This is a genomic window from Sphingomonas sp., from assembly GCF_035758555.1.
Classification (GTDB): domain Bacteria; phylum Pseudomonadota; class Alphaproteobacteria; order Sphingomonadales; family Sphingomonadaceae; genus Sphingomonas_B.
Genome location: NZ_DASTXI010000191.1, coordinates 1 through 10,982, shown reverse-complemented (window position 1 = coordinate 10,982; position 10,982 = coordinate 1). Strand labels below are relative to the sequence as shown.

The 10,982-nt window shown below is 66.9% G+C and carries 18 protein-coding genes; 11 read left to right on the top strand and 7 right to left on the bottom strand.

What is annotated here, in order from left to right:
- The 4 genes from tolR to pal form a co-directional block, all read left to right on the top strand.
- A partial coding sequence (gene tolR, locus VFT73_RS11410) for a protein TolR (RefSeq protein ID WP_326411112.1) occupies positions 1-404 on the top strand: 404 nt, incomplete at its 5' end.
- A gap of 1 nt (position 405) precedes the next feature.
- Positions 406-1,164 (top strand): cell envelope biogenesis protein TolA, encoded by a 759-nt coding sequence (locus VFT73_RS11405; protein ID WP_326411109.1) that lies wholly within the window; start codon positions 406-408, stop codon positions 1,162-1,164.
- On the top strand, positions 1,164-2,510 hold the full coding sequence (gene tolB, locus VFT73_RS11400; protein WP_326411107.1) for a Tol-Pal system beta propeller repeat protein TolB: 1,347 nt from the start codon (positions 1,164-1,166) through the stop codon (positions 2,508-2,510). The genes VFT73_RS11405 and tolB overlap by 1 nt, the downstream gene beginning before the upstream one ends.
- A gap of 19 nt (positions 2,511-2,529) precedes the next feature.
- The gene (gene pal, locus VFT73_RS11395) at positions 2,530-3,039 is read left to right on the top strand and encodes a peptidoglycan-associated lipoprotein Pal (RefSeq protein WP_326411105.1); all 510 of its coding nucleotides are present in this window, start codon (positions 2,530-2,532) and stop codon (positions 3,037-3,039) included.
- Positions 3,040-3,061: 22 nt separating this feature from the next.
- On the opposite strand, the gene VFT73_RS11390 is transcribed toward pal, so the two are convergent.
- Positions 3,062-3,988, bottom strand: a complete 927-nt coding sequence (locus VFT73_RS11390; RefSeq protein ID WP_326411103.1) for an isoaspartyl peptidase/L-asparaginase family protein — start codon at positions 3,986-3,988, stop codon at positions 3,062-3,064.
- Positions 3,985-4,638, bottom strand: a complete 654-nt coding sequence (locus tag VFT73_RS11385; RefSeq protein WP_326411101.1) for an SDR family oxidoreductase — start codon at positions 4,636-4,638, stop codon at positions 3,985-3,987. Before VFT73_RS11385 ends, VFT73_RS11390 begins: the two co-directional genes overlap by 4 nt.
- Positions 4,639-4,730: 92 nt before the next feature.
- Between VFT73_RS11385 and ispG the strand changes: the two genes are divergently transcribed.
- The gene (gene ispG, locus VFT73_RS11380; RefSeq protein ID WP_326411099.1) at positions 4,731-5,846 is read left to right on the top strand and encodes a flavodoxin-dependent (E)-4-hydroxy-3-methylbut-2-enyl-diphosphate synthase; all 1,116 of its coding nucleotides are present in this window, start codon (positions 4,731-4,733) and stop codon (positions 5,844-5,846) included.
- Positions 5,847-5,958: 112 nt separating this feature from the next.
- Here the strand turns inward: ispG and VFT73_RS11375 are convergent, their stop codons facing one another.
- The gene (locus VFT73_RS11375) at positions 5,959-6,321 is read right to left on the bottom strand and encodes a response regulator (protein WP_181600227.1); all 363 of its coding nucleotides are present in this window, start codon (positions 6,319-6,321) and stop codon (positions 5,959-5,961) included.
- A gap of 44 nt (positions 6,322-6,365) precedes the next feature.
- Between VFT73_RS11375 and VFT73_RS11370 the strand changes: the two genes are divergently transcribed.
- The 3 genes from VFT73_RS11370 to VFT73_RS11360 are packed head-to-tail and all read left to right on the top strand — an operon-like array spanning position 6,366 to position 7,740.
- The gene (locus VFT73_RS11370) at positions 6,366-6,635 is read left to right on the top strand and encodes a DUF3572 domain-containing protein (protein WP_326411094.1); all 270 of its coding nucleotides are present in this window, start codon (positions 6,366-6,368) and stop codon (positions 6,633-6,635) included.
- Positions 6,632-7,285: an HAD family hydrolase gene (locus VFT73_RS11365; protein WP_326411092.1), complete on the top strand. Its 654-nt coding sequence runs from the start codon at positions 6,632-6,634 to the stop codon at positions 7,283-7,285. The genes VFT73_RS11370 and VFT73_RS11365 overlap by 4 nt, the downstream gene beginning before the upstream one ends.
- Positions 7,282-7,740 (top strand): RidA family protein, encoded by a 459-nt coding sequence (locus VFT73_RS11360; protein ID WP_326411090.1) that lies wholly within the window; start codon positions 7,282-7,284, stop codon positions 7,738-7,740. Before VFT73_RS11365 ends, VFT73_RS11360 begins: the two co-directional genes overlap by 4 nt.
- An 80-nt stretch (positions 7,741-7,820) precedes the next feature.
- Here the strand turns inward: VFT73_RS11360 and VFT73_RS11355 are convergent, their stop codons facing one another.
- The 4 genes from VFT73_RS11355 to VFT73_RS11340 all read right to left on the bottom strand — a co-directional run bounded on the left by VFT73_RS11355 (position 7,821) and on the right by VFT73_RS11340 (position 9,643).
- Entirely contained in the window at positions 7,821-8,348 is a 528-nt protein-coding gene (locus VFT73_RS11355) for a peroxiredoxin (protein WP_326411088.1), read from the bottom strand.
- Between the two features lie 63 nt (positions 8,349-8,411).
- Positions 8,412-8,588, bottom strand: coding sequence for a PspC domain-containing protein (locus tag VFT73_RS11350; protein WP_326411086.1), 177 nt, complete (start codon positions 8,586-8,588; stop codon positions 8,412-8,414).
- Between the two features lie 295 nt (positions 8,589-8,883).
- A complete protein-coding gene (locus tag VFT73_RS11345; RefSeq protein WP_326411083.1) occupies positions 8,884-9,300 on the bottom strand; it encodes a hemerythrin domain-containing protein in 417 nt (138 codons plus the stop codon).
- 49 nt (positions 9,301-9,349) lie between these two features.
- Entirely contained in the window at positions 9,350-9,643 is a 294-nt protein-coding gene (locus tag VFT73_RS11340; protein ID WP_326411080.1) for a 4a-hydroxytetrahydrobiopterin dehydratase, read from the bottom strand.
- 35 nt (positions 9,644-9,678) lie between these two features.
- Between VFT73_RS11340 and VFT73_RS11335 the strand changes: the two genes are divergently transcribed.
- From VFT73_RS11335 to VFT73_RS11325, 3 genes are all read left to right on the top strand, one after another.
- The gene (locus VFT73_RS11335) at positions 9,679-10,080 is read left to right on the top strand and encodes a metallopeptidase family protein (protein WP_326411114.1); all 402 of its coding nucleotides are present in this window, start codon (positions 9,679-9,681) and stop codon (positions 10,078-10,080) included.
- Positions 10,077-10,667 (top strand): heme ABC exporter ATP-binding protein CcmA, encoded by a 591-nt coding sequence (ccmA, locus tag VFT73_RS11330; protein WP_326411078.1) that lies wholly within the window; start codon positions 10,077-10,079, stop codon positions 10,665-10,667. Before VFT73_RS11335 ends, ccmA begins: the two co-directional genes overlap by 4 nt.
- Positions 10,654-10,982 (top strand): heme exporter protein CcmB (locus VFT73_RS11325; RefSeq protein WP_326411076.1); only part of this gene is annotated, 329 nt, incomplete at its 3' end. The genes ccmA and VFT73_RS11325, both read left to right, overlap by 14 nt.

Below are 10,982 nucleotides of genomic sequence, written 5' to 3'. Positions count from 1 at the left end.
CCGCCAGCCGCGGCCGCGCGCGCGCGCCGATGGCCGAGATCAACGTGACGCCTTTGGTCGACGTGATGCTGGTGCTGCTGATCATCTTCATGGTCACCGCGCCGCTGCTCACCGCCGGCGTGCCGGTGAACCTGCCGAAGTCGAAGGCCGGCGCGCTGAAGCAGGAGCAGAAGCCCGTCACCATCTCGATCGAACGGTCGGGCCAGGTGTTCATCGGCGAGGACGAAGTGCCGCCGGAAGCGCTGGAAGACCGGCTTGCCGCGATCGCCGCCGACCAGCCTCCCCAGGTCTATCTCCGCGCCGATCGCGGACTCGATTACGGCGCTGTGATGCAGGTGCTCGGCGAGCTCAACCGCGCGGGCCTGAACAAGGTCGCGCTGGTAAGCGTTGGCGACGAGAGCTGAAATGGAGCGTGCGGAGAAAATCGGCCTCGGCGCCGCGACCGCAGGGCATGTCGTCCTGTTCGGTCTGCTGTCGGTCGGCTTTCTCGCGACTCCCAATCCGCTGAAGATCGAGCGTCCCCCGGTGGAGATCACCTTTACCGACGATGTCGGACTGGAAGCGACCGCACCGCACGATGCCCAGCAGCCGCCCGCGACCAGCGTCGCGCCCGAGCTCGGCAAGCCGGAGCCGGCGCCGGCCTTGCCAGAGCCCGATACGGCGCCTGTCCCCGCGCCGACGCCCAAGCCCGAAAAGCCGCCCGTCCGCGAACGCACGGCCGCACCGGAGAAGGCGCAGTCGAAGGCCGAGCCGAAGCGGCAGAAGGGCGCCCGCCTCGGCCCCGATTTCCTGAAGGGAATCACGGAAAAGGCCAGCGTCAGCCGCGCAGCCGAAGCGTCTGCCGCCAATGTCGGTCCGAAGGTTCAGGCTTCACTGGCCGCCGAGCTGAAGCGGCAGCTGAAGCCGCATTGGCGCCCGCCGAGCGGCGCCGATGTCGAGAAGCTGCGCGTGACGATCGTTGCCGACCTGGCGGAGGACGGCACGATCGTCGGCCAGCCGCGGGTGATCGGCCCAACCGGCGTCACCCCCAGCAACCGCGCCCAGGCGCGCCTGTTCGTCGAGCGCGCGCTTGCAGCGGTGAAGCTCGCCGAGCCGTATCGCTTTCCCAAGGAATATTACGCGGTCTGGAAGCAGATCAGGCCGCAGCTCTACGAGGGTCTTTGATGAAATATCTCGCACTCCCCTTCCTCGTCCTTGCGTCCGCGGTGCTGGCGCAGGACCCGGCCGCGGTGGCGCCGCAGGCCGCGCCTACCGGCCTCAGCGTCGACGTCACCGCCGAAGCCGGCGACGACCTCCGGATTGCGGTGCCGAAGCTCGCGACCGACGACGTGCGGCAGACCGTCGCCGGCACCACCGACGCGCTCGGCCGCCAGATCGCCGATGTGATCGCGGCGGACCTGCGCGGCAGCGGCTTGTTCCGTCCGCTCGGGCCCTCGGGCATTCCGACCGTCACCTTTGCCGAAGCGAATGCGCCCAATTTCTCGATCTGGCCGCAGACCGGGGCGGAGGCGCTGGTCAGCGGCTTCGTCCGTGCCGGCAGCGACGGCAATCTGACCGTCGGCTGTTATCTCTACGACGTGAATCTGCGGTCTGAGCTGAAGCGCACCGGCTTCGTCGTGTCTCCGCGTGACTGGCGCCGCGCCGCGCATAAATGCGCCGACATGATCTATTCGCGCCTGTCCGGCGAAAGCCCGTTCTTCGACAGCCGCATCGCCTATATCGCGGAGACGGGGCCCAAGGATCACCGCGTCAAGCGGCTGGCGATCATGGATTCGGACGGCGCCAATCACCGTTTCCTGACCAACGGCCAGAACCTGGTGCTGACGCCCCGATTCTCGCCCGATTACAAGTCGATCGTCTATGTCAGCTATCAGCAGCGCCGGCCGCACGTGTTCGTCTACGACGTCGGCACCGGACGCCAGCGGCTGGTGCTGGATACGCCGAACCAGGTGATCGCACCGCGCTTCTCGCCCGACGGCCGGACCCTGCTCTTTTCGATGAGCCAGGGCGCCAACACCGACATCTACCGGATGCCGGCAACGGGTGGCACGCCGGTCAGGCTGACCAATTCGCCCGGCATCGATGTCGGCGGCAGCTTTTCGCCCGATGGCCAGCGGATCGTGTTCGAGAGCGACCGTTCGGGCAAGCAGCAGCTTTACGTGATGGATGCGGACGGTTCGAACCAGCACCGGATCAGCTTCGGCGGCGGCGCCTATGCGACGCCCGAATGGAGCCCGCGCGGCGACCTGATCGCGTTCACGCGCGTCGGCAGCTTCAACATCGGCGTGATGTCGCCCTCGGGCGGCGGCGAGCGCATCCTGACGCACGGCTGGCAGGACGAAAGCCCGACCTGGTCGCCCAACGGCCGCGTGATTCAGTTCTTCCGCTCGACGCCGGGCCGTTCGGGCAAGTCCAGCATCTGGCAGGTCGACCTGACCGGCCGCAACATCCGCAAGATTCCAACGCCGGTCGATGGATCGGATCCGACCTGGGGACCGTTACTCCCCTGAAACAACAATGGAGGATGACATGAGATTGCGCCATACGCTGCTGGTCGCGGCTGCGACGATTGCCGTAGCAGGCTGCTCGAAGAAGCCGCCGGCCGAGCTGCCGCCGGCTCCGCAGGAAACGCCGACTCCCGAAGCGCCGCCGCCCGCCGCCGAGACGGGGCCCGTGCCGGGCAGCCAGGCGCATTTCGTTGCGAACGTCGCGTCCGACCGCGTGTTCTTCGACACCGACGAATCCAACATCGACGCCGAGGATCAGTCGACGCTGCAGAGCCAGGCCGCCTACCTGCGGCAATATCCGAACGTCCGCGTCACCGTCGAAGGGCATTGCGACGAACGCGGCACGCGCGAATACAACCTGGCGCTCGGCGAGCGGCGTGCGAACGCTGCGAAGAACTATCTCGTTTCGCTGGGCATCGATTCCAGCCGGATCACGACGATCAGCTATGGCAAGGAACGGCCCGAGGCGCTCGGTTCGGACGAAGCGAGCTGGGCGAGGAATCGCCGCGCCGTCACCGTGACGCTGGGATAGATCGCAGGGCGGGGAGGAAGGATCATTCCTCCCCGTACAGTGCCACGACCGGGTCCTGGCCGCTCGCGGCCTTGCCCCGGTACATGCCTTTCGAGTTGAAGGCCCAGCCGCCGCGTCCGTCGGGACCGACGACGATCACACCGCCTGTGCCGCCGAGCGCGCCCATGTCCGTGATCGTCGCCCGTGCCGCGCTCAGCACATCCTGATTGGCGAGCCGTGCCCGCGCGCAGATTTCGTGGGCGACGACGGCGCGGATGAAGAACTCGCCGGAGCCCGTCGCAGAGACCGCGCCGGCGCGGTCGTCGGCGTAGGTGCCGGCGCCGATCAGCGGCGAATCGCCGATCCGGCCCCAGCGCTTGCCGGTGATGCCGCCGGTCGAGGTTGCCGCCGCCACATGCCCAGCCTTGTCGCGCGCGACCGCGCCGACGGTGCCGTATTTCATCTCGACATCGAAATGATCGGCGCCCCGCGCCTTTAGCTCCTCGAGCTGGCGGCGGCGTTCCGGCACTTCGAACCAGTCGGGCCCGACCTGCTCGATCCCCTGCTCGCGCGAGAAGCGGTCCGCGCCTTCGCGGCTCAGCAGCACGTGCGGGCTGTCCTCCATCACCCGCCGTGCCAGGCTGACCGGATTGCGCGTCGCGGTGACGCCCGTGACGGCGCCGGCATCGCGGTTGCGGCCGTCCATCACGGCCGCGTCCATTTCGATCCGGCCTTCATAGGTGAAGACGGAGCCGCGGCCGGAGTTGAAATGCTCGTCGTCCTCCAGCACCCGCACCGCCGCTTCCGCCGCATCCAGCGCCGCACCGCCGGCGCGCAGGATGTCCGCGCCCGCTTCCAGCGCCCGCGCGAGCGCGCCACGGATTGCTGTTTCCTGCTCAGGCGTCAGCGTCCCTTGCTCGATGATCCCGGCGCCGCCATGAACCACCAGGGTCCAATCGGTACTGCTCACCACGGCAGGTCCTGGGCGTCATAGTTGAGGAAGCTGCCGCTGCGGTCGCGTGCCAGCGCTGCGATCGTCTCGCGCATGCCCGTGACGCTGGTCTTCGGATCGATTGCCGCGCCCGGCCCGCCCATGTCCGTCTGCACCCAGCCCGGGTGGAGCATCGCCAGCACGATGTCGTCGCCCTGCCAGTCGATCGACAGCGAGCGCCAGGCGGCGTTCAGCGCGGCCTTGGTCGATCGATAGGCAATCGCGCCGCCCGACCCATTGTCGGCGATGCTGCCCATCTTGCTGGTGATCGCGATCACCTTGCCGCCGGCCGCCATGTTCCCCTTCAGCGTCTTAGCGAGCAGCGTCGGGCCGATGCAGTTGGTCGCAAACCCGTTCAGCCAGCCCTGCGCATCGACCCCGCGCGGAAGCACGCCGGCATTGGCGATCATCACGTCGAGCGTGCGGCTGCTGAGGCTTGCGGCCAGCGCATCGATGCTCGCCGGGTCGGCAGCATCGAGCGGCAGGATGTCGGCCCCAAGCTGCTTGAGTTCGTCGGCGGCTTCCGGGTGGCGAGCGGTCGCTATCACGGTCCAGCCGTCCGCGGTGTACTGGCGCGCGAACTCCAGGCCGATGCCGCGGTTCGCGCCGGTGATCAGGGCGGTGGGCATGATGTCTCCTTAAGGCCTTCGGGCGCTTAGCGGTTCCGATTCCGGCCCGCCATCGCTATATGGGGCGCGAGCAGCAAACGCAGAGATCCTTCATGTCGGTTCGTCCCTGGCGCGATATCGTGCGCCGTAAGTCACGTCAGATCATGGTCGGCAATGTCCCCGTCGGTGGGGATGCGCCTGTCACGGTCCAGACGATGACCAACACGCCGACCGCTGATGCCGGGGCGACAATCGACCAGATCCGGCGCTGCGAAGACGCGGGCGCCGACATAATTCGGGTCTCCTGCCCTGACGTCGAGAGCACCGCAGCCTTCCGCCAGATCGCCCGCGCAGCGCGCGTGCCGCTCGTTGCCGACATTCACTTTCACTACAAGCGCGCTCTGGAAGCGGCCGACGCCGGTGCGGCCTGCCTGCGCATCAATCCTGGCAATATCGGGTCGTCGGAGCGCGTCGCGGAAGTCGTGCGCGCGGCAAAGGCGAACGGCTGCGCGATCCGGATCGGCGTCAATGCCGGGAGCCTCGAAAAAGACCTGCTCGAAAAATATGGCGAACCGTGCCCGGAGGCGCTCGTCGAATCGGCGCTCGACCATATCAAGCTGCTGCAGGATCACGATTTTCACGAATATAAGGTCGCGGTGAAGGCGTCCGACGTGTTCCTCGCCGTCGCCGCCTATCAGCAGCTCGCCGATGCGGTCGACTGCCCGCTGCACCTGGGCATTACCGAAGCGGGCGGGTTGATTGGCGGCACGGTCAAGAGCGCGATCGGCATCGGTTCGCTCCTCTGGTACGGCATCGGCGACACGATCCGCGTCAGCCTGTCCGCGGAGCCTGAAGAGGAAGTGCGGGTCGGCTTCGAAATCCTGAAAGCGCTCGGCATCCGCAACCGCGGCGTCCGGATCGTCTCCTGCCCGTCCTGCGCGCGCCAAGGCTTCGACGTGATCCGCACCGTCGAGAAGCTCGAGGAACGGCTTCAGCATATCCGCACGCCGATGTCGCTCAGCGTGCTCGGCTGCGTCGTCAACGGGCCTGGCGAAGCCCGCGAGACCGATATCGGCCTGACCGGCGGCGGCGCCGGCAAGCACATGGTCTATCTGTCGGGCGTGACCGACCACCACGTCAACGACGCCGACATGATCGATCACATCGTCAAGCTGGTCGAGGCCAAGGCGGCCGAGATCGAGGCGGCCGAGCAGGCGCAGGCGGCATAGGGTGAAATCCCGCTCGTCCCGAGCGAAGTCGAGGGGCGCGGCTCCGAGCTTTCGCCCCTCGACTTCGCGCTTCGCGCTCCGCTCGGGACGAGCGGTGAAGGGAGCAACCGCCTTAGACTAAAGCCTCAACGCTTTCGACGAATCGCATCACCGAAATCGGCTTCGACACATAAGCCTCCGCGCCTGCGGCGCGGATGCGCTCCTCGTCGCCTTTGGCGGCATAGGCGGTGACGGCCATGATCGGGATCGGCTTCAGCTGCTCGTCGGCCTTCAGCGTCTCGATCAGCTCGATACCGCTGACGTTCGGCAGCTGGATGTCCATGATGACCAGGTCGGGCTCGAAAGCCCGCGCGCGTTCGACCGCCTCGCGGCCGTCGCGCACCGGCTCCGCCACATAATCGTGCGCGCGCAGCAGGTCGCAGAACAGCTTGAGGTTGAGTTCGTTGTCCTCGACAACGAGCACTTTCTTACTCACAAGCGACACATCCTCGCTGCCCCCAGGCTTATCCACAATAGAATATGCACGCTTCCGAAACAAACGCCGATGCCTCCACTTTGGCCCTGCTCGCGCTCGTCTGGTCTCTGGAAGACTCGCGGCGGGCCGAGAGGTTGCTTGCCCTGACCGGGTTAACCACGAATGACCTCCGCGCCCGTGCGACCGAGCCGGCGCTGCAGGCGGCGGTGCTTTCGTTCCTCGAAGGCCATGAGCTCGACCTCGTCGCCTGCGCCGATCACCTGGGGGTAAAGCCCGAGGTTCTTGTCAGGGCACGGGCGGAGCTCGAAGCGTGAGCCGTCCCCTTCTCATCACGGATTGCGACGAAGTTCTGCTGCACATGGTCAGCCATTTTCGCGACTGGCTGGGCGAGGCGCACGGCGTCGATTTCGATCTGTCGGAAGGCGACTATTCGCGCGCGGTCAGGCGGCGCGAGACGGGCGAGCCGCTGCCGCGCGAAGAAACCTGGCCGCTGCTCAACGGCTTTTTCGAGACCGAGATGCACCGCCAGACGCTGGTTCCTCATGCACGCGACGCACTGACGGAATTGGCCGGGATCGCCGACGTGGTGGTGCTCACAAACCTGCTCGACACGCATCAGGAGCGCCGGATCGCGCAGCTGGAGGCAGTCGGCATCCAGCATCGCGTGCTTTGCAACCAAGGGGGCAAGGGCGCGCCCGTGGTTCAGCTCCTCGACGAATATGGGCCGAGCGCCGCCGTCTTCGTCGACGATCTCGCGCTGCACCACGCCTCGGTCGAAAAGGCGGCGCCGCAGGTGTTCCGGCTGCACATGGTTGCGGAGCCCCAGCTTGCGGCGATCATGCCGCCGGCCCCTGCCGCTCATGCCCGGATCGACGACTGGGCCGAAGCGACGGGCTGGATCCGCGAGCGGCTGACCTCCGGGCTTGACGCGCGGTCCATGCCGATGATTGGGGTACAAGCATGAGCATCGAACAACGCCTCGCCGAGCTCGGCATCGAGCTGCCGGCCCCCGCCGCCCCTGTCGCCGCCTATGTTCCCGCCGTCGAAGCGGGCGGGCTGCTCTATATTTCCGGCCAGGTCAGCCAGAAGGACGGCCAGCGCATCACCGGACGGCTGGGCGAGGATGTGGACCTGGAAGCGGGCCGCGAGGCGGCGCGGAGCTGCGGCATCATGCTGCTCGCGCAGATGCAGGCGGCGCTGGGCTCGCTCGATCGCGTCGCGCGGGTCGTGAAGCTGGGCGCCTTCGTCAACTCCACCGCCGATTTCACCGATCAGCCCAAGGTCGCCGACGGCTGCTCGACGCTGATGGCGGAGGTGTTCGGCGATGCCGGCAAGCACGCGCGCAGCGCGGTCGGCGTGCCGTCGCTGCCGCTAGGCGTGGCAGTCGAGATCGATGCCGTGGTGGCGGTGAAGCCCTGATCGTCACCCCGGCGAAGGCCGGGGTCCACCTTCTGCTCAGCAAGACAGGTGGGTCCCGGGTCAAGCCCGGGATGACGGAGCTACTTCTTCGCCTTCCACTTCTTCACGGCATCGAGCGTGCCGGAGACATGTCCCTCGGGTTTCATCGCGGTGTAGGCGAAGACGATCTTGCCGTTGGGCGCGATCACGTAGGACGTGCGGTTTGAGCGGCTGGCCATCACCGGCAGCGTGACGTCGTAGGCCTTGATCACGTCCGGCTTGGCGGCGGCGACCGCGAATTTGTCGCGGCATTCCTCTGTCGAGAAACGCTTCAGCGTGTCGATATCGTCGCCCGACATGCCGATCACCGTCGCGCCGAGCTTGTTGAACTCAGGCGTCGCCTCGGCGAACTCGTGCGCCTCGATGGTGCAGCCGGTCGTGAAGGATTTCGGGTAGAAATAGAGGACGACCGGGCCCTTCTTGAGCGCCTGCTTCAGCGAGAAACTGAATTCCTTGCCTGCGAGCGCGCCCTCGGTCTTGAAATCCGGCGCGGTGGCGCCTGGGGCGAGGGCGGCGAAGGCGGGAGCGGTCGAAATCAGCAGCGACAGGGAAAGGGCAGTGCGGAGCATCGAAAGGCCTCCTGAGCTTCGGGGCGCCCCTGTCTTAAGCGCCCCTCGCCCAGTGTGCCAGTCCTAGCTCGCGGCCCAGGCCGTGATGAAATAGCCGAGGATCATCACCGGTCCCAGCATCAGCGTGAGGACGAACAGCGCGAGACGGATCAGCAGCGGGTCGATACCGGTTGCATTGCCCACTCCCGCGCAGACGCCCATCAGCTTGGCGTTGCCGCGATCGAGACGGAATGCAGACATTAGACGTTACTCCTGGATGCGAAGAGCGGTTACGCGAACGGCAGCGCGGCCGGACCAACGGCGGCGACGACGAACATCGTGGCGACGGCAACGGCGGCAACCACCGAGGCGACCGTATCGAACAGCGAGGTAAAGCGGGTCATCTGAAATCTCCCTGACTGCCGGTCGGACCATCCGGCCGGCGACATCAGGGGCAATGCATCGCCCGTGCCAAACGCGATTCAAGGCGAAGGCGCAGCGTTTCAGAGAAACAGTATTAGCATTTGGCGCCAATGAAGACGCCTTTGCGCCAAGTCTAGGCGGCCTTTGCCACGCTCGCCAGCGGATAGAGTTCGGCCTCTTCGACATCCATGCGGGCACGGAGCACCGCGATCAGATCCTTGGAGGATCGGCGATACCGCGCCCAATCGTCCGCGATCGCGCCGACTGTCCATTCCCGGACATGATTTTGGAGACGTCCGCCAAGCTCGGTCATCTCGGCTGCCATCTTGCGGCCGGTCTCCATCGCCGGCCCGCCACTGCGCGACAGCGCCGGATAGAGATGTGCACCTTCATAGGCGAGATGCGTGCTGATCAGCCGCGCCAGCGTCCAGCGGCACTTTGAAAGCGCAGTCGTGTCCGGCTGTGCCTTGTCCAGCTCGCGCTCATATTGCGTTGCGAGCGCGCGCAGTTCGTCGTGCTGCCGGCAAAGCGCGTCCAGATGTTCTTTCATTCGGCGACCTCTTTTGCCTCCTCGATGGCGGCAAAGAGTCAGCAAAGCCTTAAGATGTCAGCAGTAGATCGACCGCCTCGGCCATACGCACGTCGCGTGCCGACAGGCCGCCGGCATCGTGCGTCGTGAGCAGGATGTCGACGCGGTTCCACACATTCGCCCATTCCGGGTGGTGATCCGCCTTTTCGGCGAGCAGCGCCACGCGGGTCATGAACGCGAATGCTTCGGAAAAATCGGCGAACAGGAAGCTGCGGGTCAGTGCGTCGCGCGCTTCGTCATAGTCCCACTCGCCCAGCCGATCGAGCGCAGCCGCGCGCTCGGCCTCGTTCAACTGCTCGACCATTGTCCGCTTCCTCCGATTGGCCCTATGTCACCGCGATGGCCGACCAGGCAACATACGCCCCCGATCTCGACAGGGTCGAGCAGCTTGCGCGCGCGGCGCTGGAGCGTCTGCCGGCCGAGTTCCGGGCATATCTGGGCGACGTGGTGCTGCGCGTCGAGGATTTCGCCGACGACGCGACGCTCGCGCAGATGGGAATCGAAGACCCGTTCGAGCTGACGGGCCTCTATTCGGGCAGGCCGGTGGGCGACAAATCGTCGATCGACAGCGGCGCGCTTCCCGACATGATCCACCTTTATCGCCGCCCGATCCTCGACGAATGGGCGGAAACGGGCGTGTCGCTGGAGGAGCTGGTCACGCACGTGCTGGTCCATGAGGTCGGCCATCATTTCGGCCTGTCCGACGCCGACATGCACGCGCTCGAAGACCTGGTCGGGTGAGCCTGCTCCGCTTCGACAATGTGGCGTGCTGGCGCGGCGGGCGGCTGTTGTTCGAGGGCGTGTCATTCGCGCTGGGGCCGGGCGAGGCGGCGATCGTCACCGGCCCGAACGGCACCGGGAAGTCGAGTCTTTTGCGTGTCGCCGCTGGTCTCCTCGACGCAGCAGCAGGCGCGGTCAGACGCGAAGGCAAGATCGCGCTGGCCGACGAGAACGCCGCGCTCGACCGCGAACTGCCGTTGGGCAAGGCGCTCCGTTTCTGGGCCCGCCTGGATGGGCGTGAAAGCGCGTTGCCGGAGGCAATGGATGCAATGGGCATCGGCCGATTGGCGCCGGTGCCGGTGCGCATGCTCTCGACAGGCCAGCGCAAGCGCGCCGCTCTGGCGCGCGTGATTGCCGGCGGCGCGGCGATCTGGCTGCTCGACGAGCCGACCAACGGGCTCGACACCGAGGCGATCGGCCGGCTGGAGGCGGCGTGCGCGGCGCACCAAGGCTTGGGCGGAATCGTGCTCGCCGCCACCCATCTTCCGCTTCGCTTGAGCCATGCGCACTCCATTCCGCTCGTCCCGAGCGGAGATGGCCGTGATTAGCCTGATCCGCCGCGATGTCGCGAATGCCTGGCGCGCGGGCGGGGCGATGCTGCCGGTCGTGTTTTTCCTGCTGGTCGCGACCCTGTTCGCCTTCGCGGTGGGTCCGGATGCGCAATTGCTCGCCCGCACCGGTGGCGGGGTGCTCTGGATGGCGGCCTTGCTGGCGGCGCTGCTGCCGGTCGACCGGCTGATCGAACCCGACCGGCTGAGCGGCGTGCTCGACCAGCTCGCGGTGCGTGGGGTCTCGGACGAGAGCGTCGCCGCCGCCAAGCTTGTCGCTCACTGGCTGAGCTTCGGGCCGACGCTGATGCTGTC

Bases quoted from the DNA above. Each gene is read 5' to 3' on its own strand.
- tolB (WP_326411107.1), top strand. From the start codon at position 1,164: ATGAAATATCTCGCACTCCCCTTCCTCGTCCTTGCGTCCGCGGTGCTG.
- VFT73_RS11405 (WP_326411109.1), top strand. From the start codon at position 406: ATGGAGCGTGCGGAGAAAATCGGCCTCGGCGCCGCGACCGCAGGGCAT.
- ispG (WP_326411099.1), top strand. From the start codon at position 4,731: ATGTCGGTTCGTCCCTGGCGCGATATCGTGCGCCGTAAGTCACGTCAG.
- VFT73_RS11355 (WP_326411088.1), bottom strand. From the start codon at position 8,348: ATGCTCCGCACTGCCCTTTCCCTGTCGCTGCTGATTTCGACCGCTCCC.
- VFT73_RS11385 (WP_326411101.1), bottom strand. From the start codon at position 4,638: ATGCCCACCGCCCTGATCACCGGCGCGAACCGCGGCATCGGCCTGGAG.
- VFT73_RS11335 (WP_326411114.1), top strand. From the start codon at position 9,679: ATGGCCGACCAGGCAACATACGCCCCCGATCTCGACAGGGTCGAGCAG.
- VFT73_RS11340 (WP_326411080.1), bottom strand. From the start codon at position 9,643: ATGGTCGAGCAGTTGAACGAGGCCGAGCGCGCGGCTGCGCTCGATCGG.
- VFT73_RS11360 (WP_326411090.1), top strand. From the start codon at position 7,282: ATGAGCATCGAACAACGCCTCGCCGAGCTCGGCATCGAGCTGCCGGCC.
- VFT73_RS11370 (WP_326411094.1), top strand. From the start codon at position 6,366: ATGCACGCTTCCGAAACAAACGCCGATGCCTCCACTTTGGCCCTGCTC.
- VFT73_RS11350 (WP_326411086.1), bottom strand. From the start codon at position 8,588: ATGTCTGCATTCCGTCTCGATCGCGGCAACGCCAAGCTGATGGGCGTC.
- pal (WP_326411105.1), top strand. From the start codon at position 2,530: ATGAGATTGCGCCATACGCTGCTGGTCGCGGCTGCGACGATTGCCGTA.
- VFT73_RS11345 (WP_326411083.1), bottom strand. From the start codon at position 9,300: ATGAAAGAACATCTGGACGCGCTTTGCCGGCAGCACGACGAACTGCGC.